This window comes from Micromonospora sp. WMMD735 (assembly GCF_049178995.1).
Taxonomy (GTDB): domain Bacteria; phylum Actinomycetota; class Actinomycetes; order Mycobacteriales; family Micromonosporaceae; genus Micromonospora; species Micromonospora wenchangensis.
Map to the genome: position 1 here is coordinate 3,087,838 of NZ_JBMHMJ010000002.1, position 23,129 is coordinate 3,110,966.

Genomic DNA, 23,129 nt, shown 5'->3' on the forward strand with positions numbered 1-23,129 from the left:
CGTACGGGCGCACCAGCGGGAGCACCCCGCTGACCAGGCGGGCGGCGGCGACACCGACCTCGACGGTGCCGCCGGGGCGTGCCCCCAGGCAGAGCAGCATGTCGTCGCGGTAGCCGGGCGGTGCGACCGGCAGGTCCAGGGCGGCGGCGAAGGCGGCCCGGCGGGACGCCACCCGTACCCCCGGGTTGGCCGGGCGCAGCACGGACGGGCAGAGCCGGGCCAGGTCGGCGGCGGCCAGCCGGACGCCGGGCGGGTCGTCGGCAGCCAGCGCCCCGGCCACCTTGCCGAGGGTGGCCACCAGCTCCTCCAGGCGGGGCTGGTCGGCGGGCTGGCAGAGCACCGGCAGGTCGATGCGGCGACGCCAGGTCGGGTCGGCCCAGAGCAGCCGGGTGGGGGTGGTCACCGGCAGCCCGAACGCCCAGTCGGCGGGTTCACCGAGCCGGTCTACCCAGGTGCGGACGTCCCGGGCGGCCACCGACACGTGCACGATCCGCCCGTCGACCTCGGCGAGGTAGGCCCGGCGGGCGTCGTACGGCGTGCCGGTCGGCCACCGGCCACGCGCGGACCCGCCCGGTGGGTCCGCCGGGTCGGTCGCCGCGCCGCGCCGTGTGCCGCCCGCCCGGCCCGGCGGTCCCACCGGCGCGGACCGGCCCGCCGCACGGGGCTGCCCGGGTGCGACGGGCGCGGTCGACGCGCGGCCCGGACCGGGCCCGTCCGGCGGTGTCGCCGGGATGGGCCCGGTCGTGCTCACCAGGACGTCGAGGTCGACGTCGCTGTACGCGGTGGCGGCCCGCCGGGCGTGGCTGCCACGCAGCAGGATCCCGACCACCGGGTGCTCGGCGGACGCGCGCAGCCGGTCGGTCCAGTCGGCCAGGAAGGCGGCCTCCGGCAACGGAGCGTGATCCACCGCGCCATCGTGCCGTAGGTCCGATCGGGGCGCAATGCCCGAAGGCGGACTTCCTGTCCGGTCCGAAGGCTGACGCCCGGTCCGAAGCCAAGTGTCCGAAGATGTCGATCGATCGGCTAGTGCCCGACCGTCCGCATCCCGGCTGCCGGATACCGGTCGCCGGCCACCGCGTCGACGGGGACCGCCTCCCGCAGCCGTGCCTGCTGGTCGGCGGTGAGCCGCAGGTCGGCGGCGGCGGCGTTCTCCTCCAGGTAGCGGACCCGCTTGGTGCCGGGGATCGGCAGCACGTCCTCGCCCTGGGCGAGCAGCCAGGCCAGGGCGGCCTGGGCCGGCGTGCAGCCGATCTCCTCGGCCACCGCCCGCACGGCGGCCACCAGCCGCAGGTTGGCGTCGAGGCTGTCCGCCGCGAAGCGGGGTGCCGCCGCCCGCCAGTCACCCTCGGTGAGCTGGTCCCGGCCGGTGATCGCCCCGGTGAGCAGTCCCCGCCCGACCGGCGAGTACGCCACCAGCGCCACCCCCAGTTCCCGGCAGGTGTCCAGCATCTCCCCCTCGACGTCCCGGGTGAACAGGGAGTACTCCATCTGCACGGCCGCGATCGGGTGCACCGCGTGGGCCGTACGCAGCGTCGCCGGGCTGACCTCGGACAGGCCGAGCAGGCGCACCTTGCCCGCCCCGACCAGTTCGGCCATCGCCGTGACGGTCTCCTCGATCGGGGTGCCCGGGTCGCGCCGGTGCAGGTAGTACAGGTCGACGGTGTCCACGCCGAGCCGGCCGAGGGAGGCGTCGCAGGCCTCGCGGGCCCAGGCGGCGCTGCTGTCGACGTACGCTCCGGAGCCGTCGGCGTGGGGCCGGTTGCCGAACTTGGTGGCCAGGAAGACCTCGTCGCGGCGGGCCCGCACCACCGGGGCGAGCAGCCGCTCGTTGGCGCCGAAGCCGTACATGTCGGCGGTGTCGAGATGGTTCACGCCCAGGTCGAGGGCGCGGTGCAGGGTACGCGTCGACTCGGCGTCGTCCTGCCCGCCGTAGGCGAAGCTCATGCCCATGCAGCCCAGTCCGATGGCGGAGACCTCCGGACCGCCGGCCCCGATCCGTCGACGGATCATCGTTCCTCCTCCGTGCAGCGGTAGGTTTCGATCTTGTAGTTGAGCACCTTGAGGTCCTCCTCCAGTTCGGCCATCCGGGCCAGTACCCGGACCCGGTGGGCCTCGAACAGCGCCCGTCGGGCGGCCCGCGTCCGGTCGCCCTGGCGGGCCAGTTCGGCGTACCGGCGCATGTCGCGCACCGGCATCCCGGTGCGGCGCAGCCGGGTGAGCAGCACCAGCCAGTTCAGGTCGTCCTCGGTGTAGCGGCGGCGGCCGGCCGAGTCGCGGCCGACCGGAGCGACCAGCCCCTCCTGCTCGTACCAGCGCAGTGTGTAGGTGGTCAGGCCGACCCGGGCCGCCGCCTCGCCGACCGACAGGACTCTCTCCCGCGTGCTGATGTCCACGCGCCCCAGGTTCTCAGTTCGAGCGCGCTCGAAGTCAACCGTTGCGCGCCGACGGGTAATTCATCTAGCGTTGATTTCAACAAGTGATGAGTTTTTGGGGGAGGTGCGATGGACGACGCCATCGCCGTCCGCGACCTCGTCGTCGACCGGGGTCGACGACGGGTGCTGGACGGCATCGGTTGCACGGTGCCGCGCGGCACGGTCACCGGGCTGCTCGGCCCGAGCGGCAGCGGCAAGACCACCCTGATGCGGGCCGTCGTCGGGGTGCAGACGATCAGCTCCGGCACGGTCACCGTGCTCGGCCACCCGGCCGGCACTGCCGAACTGCGCCACCGGGTCGGCTACCTGACCCAGGCGCCCAGCGTCTACGCCGACCTGACCGTCCGGGAGAACGCCCGCTACTTCGCCACCCTGCAGGGGCGCAGCGCCGCCGACGCCGACGCGGCGGTCACCGACGTCGGCCTGGCCGCCGCCGCCGGCCAACTGGTCGGCACCCTCTCCGGCGGGCAACGCAGCCGGGCATCGCTGGCCTGCGCGCTGGTCGGCGAGCCGGAACTGGTCGTCCTCGACGAGCCCACCGTCGGGCAGGACCCGGTGCTGCGGGCCGACCTGTGGGCCCGGTTCCACGCCCTGGCCGCCGCCGGCACCACCCTGCTGGTGTCCAGCCACGTGATGGACGAGGCGGCCCGCTGCGACCGGCTGCTGCTGATCCGCCACGGCCGGCTGATCGCCGACGACACCCCGGACGCGGTCCGCGCCGACACCGGGGTGGACGACCTGGAGGAGGCGTTCCTACGGCTGATCCGGGCCGCCGGGGCGGAGCCGACGGGCACCGGGGAGGCGGCGTGAACCCGACGATCCTGGCCGCCACCACCGGGCGCATCCTGCGTCAGCTACGGCACGACCGGCGTACGGTGGCGCTGCTGGTGGTGGTGCCGACGGTGCTGCTCACCCTGGTCTACTTCATGTACGCCGACCAGCCGGCCCCGCCCGGTGCGCCGTCCCCCTTCGACCGGGTGGCCCTGGTGATGCTGGGCTTCTTCCCGTTCATCATCATGTTCCTGGTGACGAGCATCGCGATGCTGCGGGAACGCACCAGCGGAACGCTGGAGCGGCTGCTCACCACCCCGCTGGGCAAGCTCGACCTGCTGTTCGGCTACGGCATCGCGTTCGGGCTGGCCGGGGTGGTGCAGTCGACAGTCGCCGCCGCGGCGGCGTACCGGCTGCTCGGGTTGACCACCGCCGGGTCCGCCGGGCTGGTCGTGCTGATCGCCGCGGTCAACGCGGTGCTGGCCGTCGCGCTGGGGCTGTTCTGCAGCGCCTTCGCCCGCACCGAGTTCCAGGCGGTGCAGTTCATGCCGGTCGTGGTCGCCCCGCAACTGCTGCTGTGCGGGCTGTTCGTACCCCGCGACCAGATGGCCGGCTGGCTCCAGGCGGTCAGCGACGCGCTGCCCCTGTCGTACGCGGTGGAGGCCCTGCAGGAGGTCGGCGCGCATTCCGCACCGACCGGCCTGATGTGGCGGGACGTGTCGATCGTGGCCGGCGCGGCGGTGCTGGCCCTGGTGCTGGCGGCGGCGACCCTGCGCCGGCGCAGCGGGTGAGCCCGGTGGCCCGACGCACCGGCCGCCGCCCCGGCAACCAGGACACCCGGGAGGCGATCCTCGCCGCCGCCCGGTCGGCGTTCGCCGAACGGGGCTTCGACACAGCCTCGATCCGGCAGATCGCCACCGCCGCCGGGGTCGATCCGGCCCTGGTGCACCACTACTTCGGCAGCAAGGAGGAGCTGTTCCGGGCCACCGTCGACATCCCGATCGACCCGGCCGTGCTGCTGCCCGCCGTGCTGGCCGGCGACCCGGACGGGATCGGGGAGCGGCTCGTGCGCACGTTCCTCGGGGTGTGGGACTCGCCGGCCGGTGGGGCGGCGGTGGCGCTGCTGCGCTCGGCGACCAACAGCGAGTGGAGGGCCCGGCTGATGCGCGAGTTCCTGACCACCCAGGTGCTGCGCCGGGTGCTCGACCACCTCGACCTGGACCCGGCGGAGCTGCCGCTGCGCGGCGGGCTGGTCGCCACCCAGATGATCGGGCTGGCCATGACGCGCTACGTCATCCGGCTGGAGCCGGTCGCCTCCGCCACCGCCGACACCCTGGCCGCCACCCTCGGCCCCACCATCCACCGCTACCTCACCGCCCCCCTCCCCCACTCCCCCGCCACCCCACCGCCCGCCGCTTCACCCCCCGCTGCTCCGGCTCGGTGATCAAGAGGTTCGCGTCATGCCGATCGCCTGCCCTGACGCGAACCTCTTGATCACCGAGGCGAGACGGGACCGGGGCGAGACGGGACCGGGGCAAGGTGGGACCGGGACGGGACGGGTGGGGTGCGCGGGGTGGGGCGCGCGACAGCCCGTGGCTGGAGGGGCCACGGGCTGCGGCGGGGCTAGTCGCGGTCGGTTCGGGTGTTGGCGGGGTGGCGGGGGGTGCGGGGATGGGCGGCGGAACGGGTGCAGAGCAGCGGGTGCAGCGCCCGGGACAGCTCCGACAGGTCGGTCACCGGTTGCGGGAACGGCAGGCGGGCGCGACGCCTGTCACCGGGACCGCCGAGCGCCACGACCAGTCCGTACCGGTCGAGTCGGACCACCCGGGGCTCGCCGCCGGTCAGGCCGAGCCGACGGCGCAGGTACGCCGTCACCTGCGGCCCGTGGTGGTCGGCGAGGTCGGCCAGCAGGGCGGCCTCGTCGGCGTGCAGCGGGTCCGGTTCGGCGGCGGCGTAGTCGCCCGGATCGACCCGGTGCACCGCGCCGGCGGTCTCCAGCCGGGCCTCGACCACCTCGAAGCGGTGCAGCCGGAACCGGCTCCCGACGTCGAGCAGGTCGCCGGTCGGGTCCACGGCGGCGAATTCGACGGCCGCCCGGCGGGCCGGATCGCCGGTCAGCGGCACCGCCCAGCCGGACACCCAGGCCCGGCCGGTCGACGGCGCACCGGCGGCCGGGGGCAGGTCGAGCACGTCGAGCACCACGGCCACCTCCCGCGCGGCGGCCGGGTCCAACTCGGCGGCGAGGTCGCTGAAGACCGGGACGAGCAGCAGCACCCGTCCCTCCTCGTCGGTGGCGTGCCGGACGTGGAACGGACCGGGGCGGTGGGCGAGGTGCACCAGGCCGGGTAACCGACCGGCCACCAGGGTACGGATCAGCTCAGCAGGGGTCGGAGCCACGGGCACCTCCGAAAAAGGTTAGCCTTACCTAACCCGCAGAGTAGAGCACCGCGGCGACCACGTCCACCGGACGCCATTCCCACGGTTGGGCAGCCCGTGGATCAGCGGGTCTGCTCCAACCACGACGCGTAGAGCAGGGCGTACACCGAGTCCGGATCACGCAGCAGTTCCTCGTGCGGACCCCGCTGGACGATCCGGCCCCGGTCCACCACCACCACCTCGTCGGCGGCCTGCGCGGTGGACAACCGGTGCGCGATGGCCAGCGTCGTCCGCCCCCGGGTCACCGCGTCCAGGGTGCGTTGCAGCCGTACCTCGGTTGCCGGGTCGACCGCGCTGGTCGCCTCGTCCAGCACCAGCAGGTCCGGATCGGCCACGTACGCCCGGGCCAGCGCCACCAACTGCCGCTCCCCGACACTCAACGCCTCCCCCCGCTCCCCCACCGGGGTGGCCAGTCCGGCCGGCAGGCCGTCCAGCCAGTCGGCCAGACCCAGCTCGGTGAAGGCGGCCGTCAACTCCGCATCGGTCAGCTCGGGACGGGCGAAGCGGACGTTCTCCCCGACCGTGGCGTCGAACAGGAACCCGTCCTGCGGCACCATCACCACCCGGGACCGCAGCGAGTCGAACCGCACCTCATCAAGCGGCACCCCGGACAGCAGCACCCGCCCCTGCGTCGGGTCCATCAGCCGGGTGAGCAGCTTGGCGAAGGTGGTCTTGCCGCTGCCGGTCTCACCGACCACCGCCACCCGGCTCTTCGCCGCGATGTCCAGGGTGACGCCGTGCAGCACCGGCGGCCCACCCGGATAGGCGAACGTCACGTCGGCGAAGCGGATGTCCAGCGGGCCGGCCGGCAGGTCCCGGCCCTGCTCCCCCGGATCGGCGACGTCCGGCGCGATGTCCAGCACGTCGAGCACCCGCCGCCAGCCGGCGATGGCGTTCTGCGCCTCGTTGAGCACCTCGGTGGCGATCTGCACCGGCTGGATGAACAGGGTGACCAGGAACAGGAACGCGGTGAGCTGGCCGACCGACAGCGTCCGGTCCACCCCCAGCGACACCCCGACCACCACCACCCCGGCCAACGCCACCCCGGCCGCCAGCTCCCCCACCGAGCTGCCCATGATGCTGATCCGGATGGCCCGCTGCTGGGCCAACCGCTGCCCCTCGATCGCCGCGTCCAACCGCCGGGCCGTGCGCCCCGAGACGCCGTACGCCCGGATCACCGGCGCGCCCACAACGCTCTCGGCGACCGTGCCGAGCAGCGTGCCCGTCCGCTGCCGGACCACCCCGTACGCCCCGGCCAACCGGCGCTGCAACAACCGGATGATCAGCACCGCCGGCGCGAAGGCGACCAGCACCACCAGCGTCAACTGCCAGGAGTACGCCAGCATCACCGCCGTGGTGACCGCGAGCTGACCCAGGTTGACGACGAGGATGACCCCGCCCCACTGGAGGAACTGGGTGATCTGGTCGACGTCGCTGGTCACCCGGGAGACCAGCGACCCGCGCCGCTCCGACTGCTGGTGCAGCATCGACAGGTCGTGCACGTGCCGGAACGCCCTCGTCCGGACGTTGGCCAGCGCGGTCTCGCTGACGGTGAACAGCCGCCGCATCATCAGGTAACCGCAGACGGTGGTGAGCACCAGCACCGCCGCCGTGGCGGTGACCACCGTGAGAATCACCCCGAGATCCGGGCCGCCGGGGACGGCGATCCCCTGGTCGATGCCGCGCTGCACCGCCACCGGCACGGCCACCCGGCCGACCATGTAGACCAGTGCCAACGCCAACGTGCCGGCCAGCCCGGTACGCAGCTCCGGCGAGAGCGCCAACCCCCGCCGCAACGTCTGCCAGGTCCCCTCGGTCCGCTCGACCGGCTCGTCCCCGCCACCCTCGCCCACCGGTGCCGACCTCTCGCTCGCGGCTGCGGGGCTCCGCTGCGCTGCACTCCTCGCGCTCACCGGTCCACCTCGATCTCCAGGCCCGTCGGCAGCGGGGCGACCTCGTCGTACGTCCGGTTCTCCGCGCGTTCCTGCTCGGCCTGCTCGTAGGCGGTGACCAGGTCGACGTAGCCGGGCACGGTGGCCAGCAGCTCGGCGTGGGTGCCCCGGGCCAGCACCCGGCCCTGCTCCAGGTAGATCACCTCGTCGGCGAGCGCGATGGTCGCCCGCCGGTACGCCACCACCAGGATCGACGCGGCGGCCGGCTGCCCGGGGGCCGGGGCGCGCAGCCCGGCCAGGATGGCGGCCTCGACCCGGGGGTCGACCGCGCTGGTGGCGTCGTCGAGCACCAGCAGCCGGGGCCGGCCGGCCAGGGCGCGGGCCAGGGTGAGCCGCTGCCGCTGCCCCCCGGAGAGCGAGGTGCCCCGCTCACCGACCATGGTGTCCAGCCCGTCGGGGAGGGCGGCGACGAAACCGTCCGCCTCGGCCAGCCGCAGCGCCGCCCAGACGTCCTCGTCGTCGATGCCCGGCCGGTCCAGGCTGATGTTGGCCCGGACGGTGTCGTCGAAGACGAACGGCACCTGGGCGACCAGCGCGGCGGTCGAGGCGAGCGACGCGGCGGTGAGCCGGCGCACGTCCACCCCGTCGAGGGTGACCGTGCCGGCGTCCGGGTCGACCAGCCGGACCGCCAGCGAGGCGATGGTGGACTTGCCGGCACCGGTCGGCCCGACCAGCGCCACCGTCCGCCCGGCGGGCACGGTGAAGGCGACCTCGCCGAGTACCTGCGTCCCGGGCAGGTGCGCCTCGGCGGGCTCGTAGCCGAAGTGGACGCCGTCGAAGGCGAGGGTCGCCGGGCCGGCGTCCTCGTCGAGGGTGACCTCGCCGTAGGGCATCTCGCCGGTGGCGTCGAGCACCCGGCTGACCCGGTCCCACCCGGCCACGCTGCGCGGCAGCTCGGCGAGCACCCAGCCGATCGCCCGCACCGGGAACGCCAGCACGGTGAACAGGAAGGCGACGCTGACCAGTTCGGTGACGGTGATCGCGCCCTGCCGCAGCCGGACCGTGCCGACCACCAGCACGGCCAGGGTGCCGAGGCTGGGCAGCGTCTCCAGCAGCGGGTCGAAGACGCCGCGTAGCCGGCCGACCGCGATCAGCGAGTCCCGCAGCTCCCGGGCCCGGCCGGCGAACCGGGCGGTCTCCTGGGCCTCGCGGCCCATGGTCTTGACCACCAGCGCGCCGTCGAAGCTCTCGTGGGCGATGCCGCTGACCTCGGCCCGCAGCCGCTGGGCGCGGGCCTGGCGGGGGGCCATCCGGCGGGAGTAGACCACGTTGAGCGCGAACAGGGCGGGGAACACGGCCAGCCCGACCAGGGCGAGCGCCCAGTCCGTGACGAACAGCGAGCCGACCGCGCCGACCAGCATCACCAGCGTGCCGACCGCGAACGGCAGCGGCGCGATCGGGTACCAGGCCGCCTCGACGTCGGAGTTGGCGTTGGACAGCAGCGTGCCGGTGGCGTTGCGGTGGTGCCAGGCCAGCGGCAGGTCGAGGTAGCGGCGGGTGACCCGGCGACGGTAGGCGGCCTGGAGGCGGAACTGCATGTAGCCGGCCCCGAGCCGCCGGCCGAAGATGCCGACCACCCGCAGCACGCTGATCCCGAACAGGGCCACGGCGGCCAGGGCCACCGTGCCGGTGCCGACCTCACCGGCCTCGACCGCCGGCACCACCACGTCGCCGACGACCGCGCCGACCACGTACGCGCTGGCGATCACCAACCCGCCGAAGAGCACGCTGCCGGCGACCGCCACCGCGAAGATGCGCGGTTGTTCCCGGATCGCCCGGCCGAGGACCCACAACCCCCGGCGGATCACGTCCCGACTCGTCCCGCTCGCCACGCTCTCCCCCGCCGTAAGCCGCAATTATCTCCCTTATCCTTACCGGTCCCGGCCACCGCCGCCGCCCGGCGACGTATGTCCACCGTCACGTCCCGCCCGCGCCCGTCGCGGCGGGTCTCCGCCGCGCCGATGGCGCCCCGCCGACCTACGATCGCTGCATGCCGCGGTACGCCCGAGCGGAGCGCGAGGCGCTCGCCGACCTGATGCTGGAAGTGGGCCCGGACGCCCCCACGCTGAATGAGGGGTGGACCGCCCGGGACCTCGCCGCCCACCTGGTGGTGCGGGAGCGCCGCCCCGACGCCGCCGGCGGCATCATGCTGCCGCCCCTGCACGGGTACGCCGAGCGGGTGCGGCTGCGGGTCGCCGCCCGCCCCTGGCCGGAACTGGTCGACCAGGTGCGCCGGCCCCCGGTATGGAGCCCGGTCAGCAATCCGCTGACCGACGAGCTGGCCAACACGATGGAGTTCTTCATCCACCACGAGGACGTCCGGCGGGCCCGCCCGGGTTGGCACCCCCGGGACGTCCCGGCGGGGCTGGCCGCCCGGCTGTGGAAGCCGGTGTCCCTGCTGACCCGGACCCGGGCCCGACGCTTCCCGGCGCACCTGCTGGTGCAGGCCCCCGGCCACGGCGAGTTGACCGCCGGCCGGGGCGGTGACCGGGTACGGCTGGTCGGCCCGCCCGGTGAGCTGGTGCTCTTCCTGTCCGGCCGGCAGCGGGTGGCCCGGGTCCAGCTCGACGGCCCACCGGCGCTGACCGAACGGCTGCGGACGGCAGCGCTGGGGTTGTGAGCCCGGTCGCCGGCACCGCCCCCGCGACGCCGCCGCGCGGGCCGGGGTGTCGGCGGGCTCCCCGCTGCGGCGGACACCCTGCGCGGTCGGATGATCACCTGGCGCAGTGAAGGACGTCACTGTTCGCGACAGGGGTGGATTCGGTCACCCCGACTCCTCCGCAACGACTGATGTCGATCTCCTTGCCGTACTCTCCGGCGACGCCGCTCGTGGGGGGCGGCCGACTGGGGACGCCATGCGAAGCTTCGACGTCTCGGCACTGTACGAGCCACCGTTCGTCAGCCGCCGGCACGTCGCCACCGACCGGGTGGCGGCGGAGAGCCTGGAGTGGGCCCGGGGGCAGGGTCTGGTCGGGGTCGGACCGGCGACCTCCCGGCTGCACCGGGCCGGCGCGGCCGAACTGGCCGGACGCGCCTGCCCGCAGGCCCCGGTGACCCGGCTACGACTGCTCACCGACCTGCTCTCCTGGCTGTTCGTGATGGACGACGTCTGCGACGACGACGGCCTGGGCAGCGCGCCGGCCACCCTCGCGCCGACGGTCGCCGCACTGCTGGACGTGCTCGACCGGCCCGGCGGGCCGACCGACGCCGGCGCGGGGACCGGCCGGAGCGGACCAGCCGGCGCAAGGACCGGCCGGAGCGGAACGACCGGGGCCTGGGGCGGGCCGAGCCGGCCGGTCGGCGACGGTGTCCCCCCGGGCGACCGGGACACGCCGGCCGGGGCGCTCGGCGTCGCGCTGGCGGACCTGTGTCGACGGGTGGTCGACCAGCGCCGGCCCACGCTGCTGCTACGCCTGGTGAGCCAGTTGCGGGAGTACCTGCTGGCACTGTTGTGGGAGGCCGCCAACCGGGAGCGCCGCCGGGTCCCCGGGCTGGCCGAATACCGCCAGATGCGCCGGCACACCGGCGGCGTACGCCCCAGCCTCACCCTCACCGACCTGGCGTACGGCCGCCCGCCCGGCCCGGCGCGGCGGGCCGATCCGGCGCTGCTCGCCCTGGACGACCTCGCCGTCGACCTGGTCTGCTGGTGCAACGACCTGTTCTCCTACCGCAAGGAACGGGACGCGGTGGCCGACCCGCACAACCTGGTGACCGTCCTCGCCGTGCAGCACGGGCGGGACGAGGCGGCGGCTTTCCAACTGGCCGCCGGATGGTTCAACGACGGGCTGGCCGGCTACCTGGTGCGGGAGGCGGCCCTGGTCGCGCACGCCGGGCCGACGGTGACGCCCTACCTGGCAGCCCGCCGCGCCTGGCTGCGCGCCACCTACGACTGGTCGAGGCGGGCGGACCGGTACGCCGGGCCGGCCGGCGCGCCCGGCGGGACTCAGCCGCCTCACAGGTTCGAGGGCTAGCCGATGCCCGGGTGCAGGCAATACCCTTCGGTAACCGCAGAGCGACGTGACCCCCGTCACGTCACCCACCCCCGAAGGCGGCAACCTCGATGGCTCTCGATGTCCCATACCGTTCCATCCCCGATATGTTCCGCAAGCGGGTGGCCGCCACCCCCGACCAGCGCGCCTTCGCCCACCCGGCGGCGGACGACTCCGGGCCGGTCTGGTTGACCTGGGCGCAGGTCGGCCGGCGGGCCGACGCGGTCGCCGCCGGCCTGCACGGGCTCGGGGTCGGGCTGGAGGACCCGGTGGCGATCCTGGCCAACACCCGACTGGAATGGATCATCGCCGACTTCGGCATCATGTGCGCGGGCGGCGCGACCACCACCGTCTACCCCACCACCGAGCCGCAGGACGCGACGTACATCATCGCCGACTCCGGCTCCCGGGTGCTGTTCGCCGAGAACCCGGCCCAGGCGGCGAAGGTGTCCGGCGCGCAACTGCCCGCGCTGACCCACGTGGTGCTCTTCGACGGCACCCCCGACCCGACCGCCGCCGTGCCCCAGCTCACCCTGGCCGAGCTGGAGGAGCAGGGCGCGCGGGCGCTCGCCGCCGACCCCGGCCTGGTGGACCGGCTGATCGCCCCCGTCGGTCCCGAGCACCTGGCCACGCTGATCTACACCTCGGGCACCACCGGCCGGCCGAAGGGGGTCGAGCTGCTGCACGGTGGCTGGTGCTGGGAGGGGGTGGTGCAGGCCGAGACGGGCCTGCTGCGCGACGACGACGTGCAGTACCTGTGGTTGCCGCTGTCGCACTCGTTCGGCAAGACGCTGCTCTGCGGCTCGACGCACGTCGGCCTGCCCACCTACGTCGACGGCCGGGTGGACAAGCTCGTCGAGCTGCTCGGGGTGATCCGGCCGACGCTGATGTGCGGGGCGCCCCGGGTCTACGAGAAGGTCTACAACAAGGCGGTCACCACCGCGCAGGACGCCGGGGGCGCCAAGGCGAAGATCTTCGCCTGGGGGGTCGAGGTCGGTAAGCGGAAGGTCGCCCTGGAGCAGGCCGGCCGACCGGTGCCGGGCATGCTGAAGGCCAAGTACGCGGTGGCCGAGAAGCTCGTGTTCAGCAAGCTCCAGGCCCGCCTCGGCGGCCGGATCCGGGTGCTCGTCTCGGGCGCGGCCCCGCTGAGCGCCGAGATCGCCACCTTCTTCGCCGCGGCCAACCTGCCGATCTCCGAGGGGTACGGCCTGACCGAGACCAGCGCCGGCAACTTCGTCAACCCGCCCGACGGGCTGCGGATCGGCACTGTCGGCCGGGCGATGGGCGACCTGGAGTGCCGGATCGACACCGACGGGGAGATCCTGGTACGCGGCCGGCCGGTGATGCGCGGCTACCACAACCTGCCCGAGGAGACGGCCGCCGCGTTCACCGAGGACGGCTTCTTCCGGACCGGTGACATCGGCAGCCTCGACGACGACGGCTACCTGCGCATCACCGACCGCAAGAAGGACCTGGTCAAGACCTCCGGCGGCAAGTACGTCGCGCCGTCGCACATCGAGGGCATGTTCAAGGCCATCTGCCCGTACACCTCGCAGGCGATCGTCATCGGCCAGGCCCGCAACTACTGCACCATGCTGGTCAGCCTGGACCCGGACGCGATCCGGGGCTGGGCGGCGGGTGGCCCGTTGGAGGGACGTGACTACGCCGAGATCGTCGCCTCGCCCGAGGCCCGCGCGATGGTCGAGGAGCACGTCGCCCAGCTCAACACCAGGCTCAACCGCTGGGAGACGATCAAGAAGGTGACGGTCCTGCCCCGCGACCTGACCATCGAGGACGGCGAGATGACCCCGTCGCTGAAGATCAAGCGGCGCGGTGTGGAGAGCAACTTCGCCGCCGAGATCGACCGGATGTACGAGGGCAGCCTGGCCGAGATCTGATCCCCGCCGACCGGCCGGCGTCCGTGTCCTCCCGTCCCGGGACACGGCCGCCGGCCGGTCACAGGTGCTCGTGACGCCACCGGCTCTGTGCCTCCTCGACGGCCTCCTCCTGCGCCAGGGCCAGCCGGCGCACCTGCCGCCGACGGCCGCCCTGGCTGCGGGTCTGCACCGCGGCCAACGCCACGCAGACCAGCGCCAGCAGGGCCAGCGCCCCCACCTCGGGCACCCGGGCCCCGGCCGGGGCGAGCGCCGCCAGCGCCAGCACCGCCAGCACCGGCGGCCAGCGCAGCACCCGGGTCGCCCGCAGCTCGCAGGTCACGAGGCTGAGCAGGTAGAGGCCCACCCCGCCCCAGAGCACCAGCACCCAGAAGCCCCCCAGCGGCACCCCCCAGGTCGGGGTGTCCGGGTCGGCCACCTCGGCCAGCAGGTCCTTGAGGCCGAGGGCGAAGAAGATCACCCCGGCGATGATCGGCAGGTGCAGGTAGGTGTAGGCGTCGCGGGCCAGCCGGGCCCTGCCCACCGGATCGCGGCTGCCGTGCAACGCCTGTTCCAGGGCGAGCGCCAGGGTGTCGAAGTAGGCCCACCACAGCACCGACGCGACGGCGATGCCGAACACCGCGGCGATCACCACCGGCCAGGTCAGCGGCAGGCCGGTGACGAACTTCGGGCCTACGCCGAGCGCGATGATCGACTCGCCGAGCGCGATCAGCACCATCAGGGCGTGCCGTTCGGCCCAGTGTCCGGCGGAGAGCACCGCCCAGTAGGTCCCGCCGAGGCGGATCCCGGCCACGTACTCCAGCAGCAGGGCCAGCGTCCAGAGGGTGAGTTGCAGGACGGTCGCGGTGCCGTCGGCGGCGACCCGGTGGGGCAGCAGAGCGGAGGCGACCAGCAGCGCCGTGGCGGCCACCGGCAGCAGCGCGAGCCGGGTCCACTGCCGCCACCGGGCCGGGTCGTCCCGGGCCAGCACGCCGAAGACGGCCAGTTGGCAGGCCCGGACGAGGAAGTAGCAGCCGGCGAAGACCAGTGGGCCGTTCAGCCCGCCCGGCTCGTCGACGAACGCCCCCGGCATGCTCAGCGCCAGCAGGAAGGTGGCGGTGACGGTGAGGAAGCCGAGCAGTGGCAGCGGCCCCTGGTCGGCGCGGACCGCGTTGCCCAGACCCGCGAAACCGGTCCAGCACCACCACAGCAGGCCCAGCACCAGCAGGCAGCGCAGCAGGTTGGCCCCGGTGGGCTCCTGCGAGGTCAGCGCGGTGACGGTGAAGAACGCGAAGACGAAGACCAGGTCGTAGAAGAGTTCCAGCCGGGTGGTCCGGGAGCCGGGCGCACCGGGCCGGATCCCGTGCCACCGTCCCGGGCCACCCACACCGGCAGTCTCCCAGCCGGGGCCGCCCGGTCAGGCCGGTTCGCCCCGACCGGCGACGCGGCCGTCCGACGGCGACGCGTCGCCCGTGCGGCGCAGGCCCGGTCGGGACCGTCCTGGCCGGGTCAGGCGATGACTGCTGGTTCCCGCCAGCGCGGGCGACCCGCGCCCCGGTCGAGGTCGTAGCGGATCGCGGCCAGCCGGCCGACCGCCTCCACCAGGTCGGCGACGGGCAGCGTGAACGGCAGCCGGAGGAACCGCTCCAGGGTGCCGTCCAGGCCGAAGCGGGGACCGGGCGCCAGCCGTACGCCGACCTCCTCGGCCGCGCGGGCCAGCGCGCTGGAGATCGGGCCGTCCAGCTCGACCCAGAGCGTGACGCCGCCCCGGGGGACGTCGAAACGCCAGTCCGGCAGCCGTTCGGCGAGCACGGCGAGCAGCGCGTCGCGCTGGGTGACCAGTTGTGCCCGGCGGGCCGCGACGATGGCCGGGGCCTGGGCGAGCAGGTGCACCGCCACCAGTTGGTCGAGCACCGGGCTGGCCATGTCCACCCCGACCCGGGCGGCGGCGAGCCGCTGCACCTGCGGGGCGGAGGCGCGGACCCAGCCGATCCGCAGGCCGCCCCAGTACGGCTTGCTCATCCCGCCGATGGAGATCACCCGGGAGTGTCTGTCGAACACGGCCATCGGTGGGGGCAGCGGCGTGCCGTCCAGCGGCAGGTCCACGAAGGACTCGTCGACGACCAGGTCGGTGCCGGCGGCGTGGGCGGTGGCGACCAGCCGCTCCCGCAGCTCGGCGGCCATCAGGTGCCCGGTCGGGTTGTGGAACTCGGGGATCAGGTAGGCCAGTTTCGGCCGGGTCTGCCGGACGCTGCCCAGCAGCAGGTCGGCGTCCCACCCGATCCCGTCGACGGCGAGGCCGTGGGTGGTGATCCGGGCCCGCCGGGCGGCCAGCGCGGCGAGCGCGTTCGGATAGGTGGGCGACTCGACCAGGACGTTCCCGCCGGGCACCAGGGCCAGCCGCAGCACCAGGTCCAACGCGTGCTGGGTGCCGCTGGTCACCATGATCTGCTCGGCGCTGGTCGGCAGCCCCCGCTCGGTGTACGCCCGGGCGACCGCCTCGCGCAGCTCGATGATGCCGGTCGGGTGGTAGCCCGCGCCGGACAGGTACCGGGGCAGGTCCTCCACCGCGGCCCGGGCGGCCGGGACCAGTTCGGGCGGCGCGGCCAGCGCGGCCACCCCGAGGTCGATCATGTCGCGGTCGTCCAGCGGGGTCCACAGGCCGGTGCTGGCGACCCGGTGGGTGCCGGGGAGCATGGTCCAGCTTCCCGCGCCGCGCCGGCTGGCCAGGTGGCCGGTCTCCCGCAACTGCCGGTACGCGGCGGTGACCGTGGTACGGCTGATCCGCAGCGCCTCGGCCAACTCCCGTTCGGCCGGCAGGCGCACCCCCAGGGGGAGCCGGCCGTCGGCGAGCAGGCCCCGGACGGCGGCGGCGAGCGCGGCGTAGTCGGGGCTGCGGCGGCGACCGGGCAGGGCGTGCCACTGCCCGAGCAACCGCGCCAATTGGACCCCTCGCACCTGGCTGGTCACGGCCACCCCTTCGGAATTGGCTCTTCAGTGGGCGATATTGGACCCTAGGGTGGCATGCATGGCTCCGATTGGCAATCTCCGGCACCGACCCGGCCGCCGGCTCACCCAGCTCTACGCCGGGCTGGTCCTCTACGGGGTCAGCATGGCCATGATGATCCGTTCCGGGCTCGGACTGGACCCGTGGGACGTCTTCCACCAGGGGCTGTCCCGGCAGACCGGCCTGTCGTTCGGCACCGTGACCATCGCGGTCGGCGCGGTGGTGCTGCTGCTCTGGATCCCACTGCGGCAACGCCCAGGGCTCGGCACGGTGAGCAACGTGCTGGTGATCGGGTTGGTGGTGGACGCCACGGTGGCCCTGCTGCCGGCCGGGTGGCCGCTGCCCGCCCGGATCGCCCTGCTGATCGGCGGCATCGTCGCCAACGGCGCCGCCACCGGCCTCTATCTCGGCGCGCGGCTCGGCCCCGGCCCCCGCGACGGCCTGATGACCGGGTACGTCGCCCGCCGGCCGGGCCGCTCGGTCCGGCTCGTCCGCACCGTGATCGAGGTCACCGTGCTCGCCCTGGGCTGGCTGCTCGGCGGCACGGTCGGCGTGGGCACCGTCGCGTACGCGCTCGGCATCGGCCCGCTGGCCCAGTTCTTCATCCCCCGCTTCGCCCTGGCCGACCCGCCGGCGACGGCCCCCGGCACCCCGCGATCCGGTGCCCCGGCACCGGTTCCCACCCCGCCGTGCGGCGCTGCGTCCGCACCTGGGCACGCTGAGCTGCGCTGACAGGACAGGGGGAAAGTAGGTGTTTCCTCAACGGACACCTACGGGCATCATTCGTGCATGGGGGAGAACGCGTGGCGCTGGACGGACGCCTGGATCTTCGTGTCACTGGTGATCGCCAGCGGGGCCGGACGGCACCGGCGCGCGGCGGATTCCCGCCGCCCGGAGGGGGTGCGGCTCACCGACGTGCTGTCCACCGCCGACCACCTCAACCAGGCGATACCCGAACGACAGGACGTGGAGACAGCGGTCCGGCGGCTGGTCGGCGCGGGGCTGGTCACCGTCTCCGACGGCTGGTTCCGGATCACCCCGGACGGTGAGCAGCTCTGGCGTACCCGGCCCCGGGCCGGGGTGGGGGGCACGGTCGACAGCATGCAGGGGGTGCTCGTCCGACGGCACGCCCCGGGCAGCGCGGACTGGCAACTGGCCGAGGAGGAGCACGCCGCCGCCGTCCAGGAGTACGTGGTGCGCTCGATCCCGGCCCCCCGCCGCTCACCCGAGGGTCAGAGCGGGCGCTGAGCCGGCCTGCACCGGTGCCGAACCGTCCACCCGGGCGCGGGTCACCCTCCACGGGGTGGCCCGCCCGGGGCTGGGTCAGCGGACGGGGTGGCCCGCGTCGCGCAGGGCGTCCTTGACCTCGCCGACGGTCAGCTCGCCGAAGTGGAAGACGCTGGCGGCCAGCACCGCGTCGGCCCCCGCCCCGATCGCGGGCGGGAAGTGCGCCACCCGGCCGGCGCCGCCGCTGGCGATCACCGGCACGTCGACCACCGCCCGGACCGCCTCGATCAGGGTGAGGTCGAAGCCGGCCTTGGTGCCGTCGGCGTCCATCGAGTTGAGCAGGATCTCCCCCGCGCCCAGCTCGGCCACGCGCGCCGCCCACTCGACCGCGTCGAGCCCGGTGCCCCGGCGGCCCCCGTGGGTGGTCACCTCGAAACCGCTGGGGGTGGTGCCGGCGGGCGCCCGCCTCACGTCCAGCGAGAGCACCAGCACCTGCCGGCCGAACCGGTCGGCGATCTCGGCGATCAGCTCGGGGCGGGCGATGGCGGCGGTGTTCACCCCCACCTTGTCGGCCCCGGCGCGCAGCAGGGTGTCCACGTCGGCGACCTGGCGTACCCCACCGCCGACGGTGAGCGGGATGAACACCGACTCGGCGGTGCGGCGTACCACGTCGAGCATGGTGCCCCGGTCGCTGGAGGAGGCGGTGACGTCCAGGAAGGTCAACTCGTCCGCGCCGGCCCGGTCGTACGCCGCCGCCAGCTCCACCGGGTCACCGGCGTCGCGCAGGTCGAGGAAGTTGACCCCCTTGACCACCCGACCGGCGTCCACGTCCAGACACGGGATCACCCGCACCGCCACCGTCATGCCCCGAGCCTATCCAACGCCCCCGCCCCACCGTCCTGCCCCGCCCACCGCGCCGGCCCGCGCCCCCGCCACCGCGCCGGTGATCAAGAGGTTCGCGTCAGTTCGATCTCGAAGCGTGACGCAAACCTCTTGATCACCACGGCCAGGGGGCGGGGCGGGGGCAGTGGGGGGTTAGAGGCGGACGAGCATTTTGCCGAGGTTTTCGCCGCGCAGCAGGCCGAGGAACGCGTCGGGGGCGTTCTCGATGCCGTCGACGATCGTCTCGTCGTAGGAGAGCTTCCCCTCGCGCAGCCAGCCGGCGACCTCGGTGACGAACTGCTCGCGCAGGCCGCCGTGGTCGCCGACCAGGAAGCCACGCAGGGTGAGCCGCTTGCCGATGACCAGCGCCAGGTTGCGCGGCGCGGCCGGCGGCTCGGCCGCGTTGTACTGCGCGATCATCCCGCAGATGGCGGCCCGGCCGTGCAGGTTCATCGCCCCGATCGCCGCCTCCAGGTGCTCGCCGCCCACGTTGTCGAAGTAGACGTCGATCCCGTCCGGGGCGGCGGCCTTCAGCGCGTCGCGGACCGGACCGTCGTGGTAGTCGAAGGCGGCGTCGAAGCCGAGTTCCGTCAACCGGGCCACCTTGGCCGGCGAGCCGGCGCTGCCGACCACCCGGCCTGCCCCCTTGAGCTTGGCGATCTGGCCGACCATGCTGCCCACCGCGCCGGCCGCGCCGGAGACGAACACGGTCTCCCCCGGTCGCATCGCCGCCACGTCGAGCAGCCCGGCGTACGCGGTCAACCCGGTCATCCCGAGCACGCTCAGGTAGGCGGTGACCGGGGCGAGGTCGGGGTCGACCCGGCGGGCGGAGCCGGCGTCGAGCAGCGCGTACTCCCGCCAGCCGAGCCCGTGCAGCACGGTGTCGCCGACGCTGATCCCGTCGCCGCCGCCGGCCACCACCTCGCCCACCGCGCCACCGTCGAGCGGCGCGTCGAGGGCGAACGGCGGCACGTAGGACTTCACGTCGTTCATCCGACCCCGCATGTACGGGTCGACCGAGATGAACTGGTTGCGGACCACGATCTGCCCCGGCCCCGGGGTGGGCACCCCGGTCTCGACGAGGCGGAAGTTGTCGGCGGTCGGCCAGCCCTGCGGGCGGGAGGCCAGGTGGATCTCACGGTTGCTGGTCATACGGTGTCGTCCTCTCGTACGCGATGGTGATGGCCCGGTGCGGCGGTCAGGCCGCGGCGGCCTCGCGCACGGTGAGGGTCACCTCGATGTTGCCCCGGGTGGCGTTGGAGTAGGGGCAGACCTCGTGGGCGGCCTCGACGAGCTGCTGGGCGGCGGCGCGCTCGACGGCCGGCAGGTCCACCACCAGGGTGACGGCCAGACCGAAGCCGCCGCTGCCGTTCGCGCCGATGCCGACCTCGGCCTCGACGACCGAGCCGGTGACGTCGGCCTTGCTGCGGCGGGCCACCGTGCGCAGCGCGGAGTGGAAGCAGGCCGCGTAGCCGGCGGCGAAGAGCTGCTCGGGGTTGGCCGCGCCGCCCGCGCCGCCCATCTCCTTCGGGATGGCCAGGTCCAGCTCGACGATGCCGTCGGAGGTGCGGACGTGGCCGTTACGCCCGTCGCCGGTGGCCGTCGCGGAGGCGGTGTAGAGCACCTGCATGGGAATCACTGCTCCTTCTGTCGGTGGATCGTCTCGGTGACCCGGGTGAGGGTGTCGCGCAACGCGACCAGCTCGGTCTCGTCGAGGCCGGTGGAACAGGCCACCCGCAGCGGCACGTCGGTCATCCGCCGGCGCAGGGCCGCGCCGTCGGCGGTCAGCCCCACCTCCACCCGCCGCTCGTCGAGCGCGGAGCGGGTGCGGACCACCAGGCCTGCCGCCGCCAGCCGCTTGAGCAGCGGGGAGAGGGTGCCGGAGTCGAGCCGGAGCGCGGCGCCCAGCTCGGAGACCGTGGGCGGGTCGTCGCCGCGCTCCCAGAGCACCAGCAGCACCAGGTACTGCGGGTAGGTGAGCCCGAACTCGTCGAGGAGGGGCCGGTACACGTCGGTGAGCGCCCGGGAGGCCGCATAGAGCGCGAAGCAGACCTGATCGCGCAACACCAGATGGTCACTCACCCGGCAAAGGTAGCCCGCAATTCAATTGCGCACAACTTATCTGGGCCGGGAGTGACCGCCGTCTCCCGACCCGGCCGACCGGGCGGACCGGATCGGGCCGGGCCGGCAGACCGGGCGGGCCGGCGGACCGGCGGACCGGGCGGGCCGGATCAGGACGGCGGGAGGTGCGCCTCCAACTCGATCTCGACCAGATGGTCCGGATCGAGCAGGCCGGCCACCACCACCATCGTGGCGGCCGGCCGGACCGCGCCGAAGACCGCCTGGTGCGCCCGGCCCACCTCGTCGACGAAGAGCCGGTCGGTCACGTACATCCGGGTCCGCACCACGTCGGTCGGGCCCGCGCCCACCTCGGCCAGCGCGGACAGGCCGATCCGCAACGCCTGGGCGGTCTGCGCCGCCGCGTCACCGACGTGCGTCACCACCCCGTCGACAGTCGACGTGCAGCCCGACGTCCAGGCCGAACGGCCGGCCCGGACCACCCGGGAGTAGCCGTACCGGGCCTCCCACGGGCCGCCCGAGCCGAGCCGGGTGACGGTCCCGTCGTCCGGGTCCGCCGCGTCGGTCACCCCGCGGCCCGCAACGTCGCCAACGCCTCGGCCACCGTGAACGCCCCCGCGTACAGCGCCTTGCCGGCGATCACACCCTCCACGCCGGCCTCCTCCAGGGTCGCCAGCGCCCGCAGGTCCTCCAGGGTCGACACACCGCCCGAGGCGATCACCGGGGCGTCGGTACGGGCACAGACCTCACGCAGCAGGTCCAGGTTCGGCCCGCGCATCGTGCCGTCCTTGGTGATGTCGGTCACCACGTACCGGGACGCACCGGCGGCGTCCAGCCGGGCCAGCACCTCCCACAGGTCACCGCCGTCGCGGGTCCAGCCCCGCGCCGAGAGGGTACGACCCCGCACGTCCAGACCGATCGCCACCCGGTCGCCGTACTCGGCGCAGATCCGGTCACACCACTGCGGGTCCTCCAACGCGGCGGTGCCGATGTTCACCCGGGCCGCGCCGGTGCCCAGCGCGGCGCGCAGCGACGCGTCGTCGCGGATGCCACCGGACAGTTCCACCCGCACGTCCAGCTTGCCGACCACCTCGGCCAGCAGGGCGGCGTTGGAGCCCCGGCCGAAGGCGGCGTCCAGGTCGACCAGGTGGATCCACTCCGCGCCGTCGTTCTGCCAGGCCAACGCCGCGTCGAGCGGGTCGCCGTAGGCGGTCTCGCTGCCGGCGGCGCCCTGCACCAGCCGGACGGCCTGGCCGTCGGCGACGTCCACGGCGGGCAACAGGGTCAGGGTCACGTTTCCTACTCCTCGTTCAGATCCGACGGTCCAGGGCGATCACCACGATCGCCGGCAGGACCAGAAGCAACAGCACGACCAGCACCACCCGCAGCGCGAGATCGTCGACGAACACCCAGATCAGCGCCAGCGCCGCCGCGGTCAACCCGATGATGGCGGCCCGCTCACCCCGGGTGCGGCGGGCCAACCGGCCCGTCCGGCCCCGCCGCCACTGCGGGGTGACCCGGCGGACCAGGGCGCGCCGACGATGCCGACGGGCCAGCTTGCGCTGACGTACGACGCGGTCGCGGGCCGCCTCCGCCTCCCGGACGGCCCGCCGACGGGCCCGCTCCTTGCTCACCGCGCACCCGGTCCGGTGCGGCCGCGCGTCTCAGCCAACCGTGGCCAGCCAGTTGCGCAGCAGCACGGCACCGGTCTCGGCCGACTTCTCCGGGTGGAACTGGGCCGCCGACAGCGGACCCCACTCCACCGCCGCGACGAAGTCCGTGCCGTGGTGGGCGGTGGTCACCCGGGCGCCCGCCTCGCGCAACGACGCCTGGTCGAGCACCCCGTAGGAGTGCACGAAATAGAACCGGCTGTCGGCGGGCAGCCCGGCGAAGAGCACCGAACCGTCCGGCGGGGTCACCGTGTTCCAGCCCATGTGCGGCAGCCGGTCGGCGGGCAGCCGGGTCACCCCGCCCGGCAGCAGCCCCAGCCCCTTGGTCACCACACCGTGCTCGTCGCCGTGCGCGAAGAGCACCTGCATGCCGACGCAGATGCCGAGCACCGGACGCCCGGCGGCGACCCGTTCGGCGATCACCGGGCCGGCACCCGACGCCTCGATCCCGGCCATGCAGGCCGCGTACGCGCCGACACCCGGCACCACCAGGCCGTCGGCCGAGGCGACGGCGGCCAGGTCGGCGGTGACCGTCACGTCCGCCCCGGCGTGGGCCAGCGCCCGCTGCGCCGAACGCAGGTTGCCCGAACCGTAGTCGAGCACCACGATCCGCTTGCCGGTGCCCTGCGTGCCCATCAGCCCTCCCCGGGTAGCAGCCAGAGCACCCCGCCGACGGTGGCCAGCACGGCGAGCAGCCCGGTGACCACGATCGCACCGCGCGGCGCGTCCTGTCGGTACAACGACCAGGCCCCACCGACCAGGATGCCGGCGAGGATCAGCAGCAGGGTCGGCAGCACCGGACCCATCAGT

General features: G+C 74.3%; 24 protein-coding genes and 1 pseudogene. 8 read left to right on the top strand and 17 right to left on the bottom strand.

Going from position 1 to position 23,129, the window contains the following annotated elements:
- Positions 1–16 precede the first annotated feature (16 nt).
- From ACN268_RS12895 to ACN268_RS12905, 3 genes and pseudogenes are all read right to left on the bottom strand, one after another.
- Positions 17–907: pseudogene (locus ACN268_RS12895) on the bottom strand (hypothetical protein); the annotation flags it as partial.
- Between the two features lie 116 nt (positions 908–1,023).
- Complete coding sequence (locus tag ACN268_RS12900) at positions 1,024–2,010, bottom strand: aldo/keto reductase (protein ID WP_421483420.1); 987 nt, start codon at positions 2,008–2,010, stop codon at positions 1,024–1,026.
- Positions 2,007–2,393 (bottom strand): MerR family transcriptional regulator, encoded by a 387-nt coding sequence (locus tag ACN268_RS12905; protein ID WP_421483421.1) that lies wholly within the window; start codon positions 2,391–2,393, stop codon positions 2,007–2,009. The genes ACN268_RS12900 and ACN268_RS12905 overlap by 4 nt, the downstream gene beginning before the upstream one ends.
- Before the next feature lie 108 nt (positions 2,394–2,501).
- Between ACN268_RS12905 and ACN268_RS12910 the strand changes: the two genes are divergently transcribed.
- From ACN268_RS12910 to ACN268_RS12920, 3 genes are read left to right on the top strand one after another with little or no spacing between them, the layout of a single operon-like run.
- On the top strand, positions 2,502–3,242 hold the full coding sequence (locus tag ACN268_RS12910) for an ABC transporter ATP-binding protein (RefSeq protein ID WP_421483422.1): 741 nt from the start codon (positions 2,502–2,504) through the stop codon (positions 3,240–3,242).
- The gene (locus ACN268_RS12915) at positions 3,239–3,994 is read left to right on the top strand and encodes an ABC transporter permease (protein ID WP_088643074.1); all 756 of its coding nucleotides are present in this window, start codon (positions 3,239–3,241) and stop codon (positions 3,992–3,994) included. Before ACN268_RS12910 ends, ACN268_RS12915 begins: the two co-directional genes overlap by 4 nt.
- A gap of 5 nt (positions 3,995–3,999) precedes the next feature.
- Entirely contained in the window at positions 4,000–4,647 is a 648-nt protein-coding gene (locus ACN268_RS12920) for a TetR family transcriptional regulator (protein ID WP_421483423.1), read from the top strand.
- A gap of 179 nt (positions 4,648–4,826) precedes the next feature.
- On the opposite strand, the gene ACN268_RS12925 is transcribed toward ACN268_RS12920, so the two are convergent.
- From ACN268_RS12925 to ACN268_RS12935, 3 genes are all read right to left on the bottom strand, one after another.
- The gene (locus ACN268_RS12925) at positions 4,827–5,600 is read right to left on the bottom strand and encodes a DUF2470 domain-containing protein (protein WP_421483424.1); all 774 of its coding nucleotides are present in this window, start codon (positions 5,598–5,600) and stop codon (positions 4,827–4,829) included.
- Positions 5,601–5,701: 101 nt separating this feature from the next.
- Positions 5,702–7,492 carry an ABC transporter ATP-binding protein gene (locus ACN268_RS12930; RefSeq protein WP_421486876.1) on the bottom strand — a complete coding sequence of 597 codons (1,791 nt, stop codon included), beginning with the start codon at positions 7,490–7,492 and terminating at the stop codon, positions 5,702–5,704.
- Between the two features lie 56 nt (positions 7,493–7,548).
- Positions 7,549–9,423, bottom strand: coding sequence for an ABC transporter ATP-binding protein (locus ACN268_RS12935; protein ID WP_421483425.1), 1,875 nt, complete (start codon positions 9,421–9,423; stop codon positions 7,549–7,551).
- Between the two features lie 158 nt (positions 9,424–9,581).
- Between ACN268_RS12935 and ACN268_RS12940 the strand changes: the two genes are divergently transcribed.
- The 3 genes from ACN268_RS12940 to ACN268_RS12950 all read left to right on the top strand — a co-directional run bounded on the left by ACN268_RS12940 (position 9,582) and on the right by ACN268_RS12950 (position 13,478).
- Positions 9,582–10,211: a TIGR03085 family metal-binding protein gene (locus ACN268_RS12940; RefSeq protein WP_421483426.1), complete on the top strand. Its 630-nt coding sequence runs from the start codon at positions 9,582–9,584 to the stop codon at positions 10,209–10,211.
- 235 nt (positions 10,212–10,446) lie between these two features.
- On the top strand, positions 10,447–11,562 hold the full coding sequence (locus tag ACN268_RS12945) for a terpene synthase family protein (RefSeq protein ID WP_421483427.1): 1,116 nt from the start codon (positions 10,447–10,449) through the stop codon (positions 11,560–11,562).
- A gap of 89 nt (positions 11,563–11,651) precedes the next feature.
- The gene (locus ACN268_RS12950; RefSeq protein ID WP_421483428.1) at positions 11,652–13,478 is read left to right on the top strand and encodes an AMP-dependent synthetase/ligase; all 1,827 of its coding nucleotides are present in this window, start codon (positions 11,652–11,654) and stop codon (positions 13,476–13,478) included.
- A gap of 58 nt (positions 13,479–13,536) precedes the next feature.
- Here ACN268_RS12950 and ACN268_RS12955 read toward each other — a convergent pair whose 3' ends face one another.
- Both ACN268_RS12955 and ACN268_RS12960 read right to left on the bottom strand, forming a co-directional pair.
- Positions 13,537–14,841 (bottom strand): low temperature requirement protein A, encoded by a 1,305-nt coding sequence (locus ACN268_RS12955; RefSeq protein WP_421483430.1) that lies wholly within the window; start codon positions 14,839–14,841, stop codon positions 13,537–13,539.
- A gap of 122 nt (positions 14,842–14,963) precedes the next feature.
- The gene (locus tag ACN268_RS12960) at positions 14,964–16,424 is read right to left on the bottom strand and encodes a PLP-dependent aminotransferase family protein (RefSeq protein ID WP_088643138.1); all 1,461 of its coding nucleotides are present in this window, start codon (positions 16,422–16,424) and stop codon (positions 14,964–14,966) included.
- Between the two features lie 58 nt (positions 16,425–16,482).
- Here ACN268_RS12960 and ACN268_RS12965 point away from each other — a divergent pair, with 58 nt between their 5' ends.
- A complete protein-coding gene (locus ACN268_RS12965; RefSeq protein ID WP_421483431.1) occupies positions 16,483–17,193 on the top strand; it encodes a YczE/YyaS/YitT family protein in 711 nt (236 codons plus the stop codon).
- 57 nt (positions 17,194–17,250) lie between these two features.
- Positions 17,251–17,709 (top strand): hypothetical protein, encoded by a 459-nt coding sequence (locus ACN268_RS12970; protein ID WP_145920959.1) that lies wholly within the window; start codon positions 17,251–17,253, stop codon positions 17,707–17,709.
- A gap of 75 nt (positions 17,710–17,784) precedes the next feature.
- Here the strand turns inward: ACN268_RS12970 and hisF are convergent, their stop codons facing one another.
- The 9 genes from hisF to ACN268_RS13015 all read right to left on the bottom strand — a co-directional run bounded on the left by hisF (position 17,785) and on the right by ACN268_RS13015 (position 23,125).
- Positions 17,785–18,552: an imidazole glycerol phosphate synthase subunit HisF gene (gene hisF / locus ACN268_RS12975; protein ID WP_204927735.1), complete on the bottom strand. Its 768-nt coding sequence runs from the start codon at positions 18,550–18,552 to the stop codon at positions 17,785–17,787.
- Positions 18,553–18,723: 171 nt separating this feature from the next.
- Positions 18,724–19,722: an NADP-dependent oxidoreductase gene (locus ACN268_RS12980; protein ID WP_357931189.1), complete on the bottom strand. Its 999-nt coding sequence runs from the start codon at positions 19,720–19,722 to the stop codon at positions 18,724–18,726.
- 46 nt (positions 19,723–19,768) lie between these two features.
- Complete coding sequence (locus ACN268_RS12985; RefSeq protein WP_421483432.1) at positions 19,769–20,200, bottom strand: organic hydroperoxide resistance protein; 432 nt, start codon at positions 20,198–20,200, stop codon at positions 19,769–19,771.
- A 5-nt stretch (positions 20,201–20,205) separates the two neighbouring features.
- Positions 20,206–20,652 carry a MarR family winged helix-turn-helix transcriptional regulator gene (locus ACN268_RS12990; protein ID WP_421483433.1) on the bottom strand — a complete coding sequence of 149 codons (447 nt, stop codon included), beginning with the start codon at positions 20,650–20,652 and terminating at the stop codon, positions 20,206–20,208.
- Positions 20,653–20,801: 149 nt separating this feature from the next.
- Positions 20,802–21,218 (bottom strand): RidA family protein, encoded by a 417-nt coding sequence (locus ACN268_RS12995; RefSeq protein WP_088643062.1) that lies wholly within the window; start codon positions 21,216–21,218, stop codon positions 20,802–20,804.
- Positions 21,215–21,943 (bottom strand): bifunctional 1-(5-phosphoribosyl)-5-((5-phosphoribosylamino)methylideneamino)imidazole-4-carboxamide isomerase/phosphoribosylanthranilate isomerase PriA, encoded by a 729-nt coding sequence (gene priA, locus ACN268_RS13000; protein WP_204927740.1) that lies wholly within the window; start codon positions 21,941–21,943, stop codon positions 21,215–21,217. The genes ACN268_RS12995 and priA overlap by 4 nt, the downstream gene beginning before the upstream one ends.
- A 16-nt stretch (positions 21,944–21,959) precedes the next feature.
- A complete protein-coding gene (locus ACN268_RS13005; RefSeq protein WP_421483434.1) occupies positions 21,960–22,283 on the bottom strand; it encodes a hypothetical protein in 324 nt (107 codons plus the stop codon).
- Between the two features lie 30 nt (positions 22,284–22,313).
- Positions 22,314–22,955: an imidazole glycerol phosphate synthase subunit HisH gene (gene hisH / locus ACN268_RS13010; RefSeq protein WP_421483435.1), complete on the bottom strand. Its 642-nt coding sequence runs from the start codon at positions 22,953–22,955 to the stop codon at positions 22,314–22,316.
- Positions 22,955–23,125, bottom strand: coding sequence for a hypothetical protein (locus ACN268_RS13015; RefSeq protein WP_168222542.1), 171 nt, complete (start codon positions 23,123–23,125; stop codon positions 22,955–22,957). Before ACN268_RS13015 ends, hisH begins: the two co-directional genes overlap by 1 nt.
- Between the last annotated feature and the right edge of the window lie 4 nt (positions 23,126–23,129).

Coding starts and splice junctions, on each gene's coding strand:
- ACN268_RS12900 (WP_421483420.1), bottom strand. CDS start 2,010: ATGATCCGTCGACGGATCGGGGCCGGCGGTCCGGAGGTCTCCGCCATC.
- ACN268_RS12910 (WP_421483422.1), top strand. CDS start 2,502: ATGGACGACGCCATCGCCGTCCGCGACCTCGTCGTCGACCGGGGTCGA.
- ACN268_RS12940 (WP_421483426.1), top strand. CDS start 9,582: ATGCCGCGGTACGCCCGAGCGGAGCGCGAGGCGCTCGCCGACCTGATG.
- ACN268_RS12945 (WP_421483427.1), top strand. CDS start 10,447: ATGCGAAGCTTCGACGTCTCGGCACTGTACGAGCCACCGTTCGTCAGC.
- ACN268_RS12950 (WP_421483428.1), top strand. CDS start 11,652: ATGGCTCTCGATGTCCCATACCGTTCCATCCCCGATATGTTCCGCAAG.
- ACN268_RS12965 (WP_421483431.1), top strand. CDS start 16,483: ATGGCTCCGATTGGCAATCTCCGGCACCGACCCGGCCGCCGGCTCACC.
- ACN268_RS12970 (WP_145920959.1), top strand. CDS start 17,251: ATGGGGGAGAACGCGTGGCGCTGGACGGACGCCTGGATCTTCGTGTCA.
- hisF (WP_204927735.1), bottom strand. CDS start 18,552: ATGACGGTGGCGGTGCGGGTGATCCCGTGTCTGGACGTGGACGCCGGT.
- ACN268_RS12980 (WP_357931189.1), bottom strand. CDS start 19,722: ATGACCAGCAACCGTGAGATCCACCTGGCCTCCCGCCCGCAGGGCTGG.
- ACN268_RS12985 (WP_421483432.1), bottom strand. CDS start 20,200: ATGCAGGTGCTCTACACCGCCTCCGCGACGGCCACCGGCGACGGGCGT.
- hisH (WP_421483435.1), bottom strand. CDS start 22,955: ATGGGCACGCAGGGCACCGGCAAGCGGATCGTGGTGCTCGACTACGGT.
- ACN268_RS13015 (WP_168222542.1), bottom strand. CDS start 23,125: ATGGGTCCGGTGCTGCCGACCCTGCTGCTGATCCTCGCCGGCATCCTG.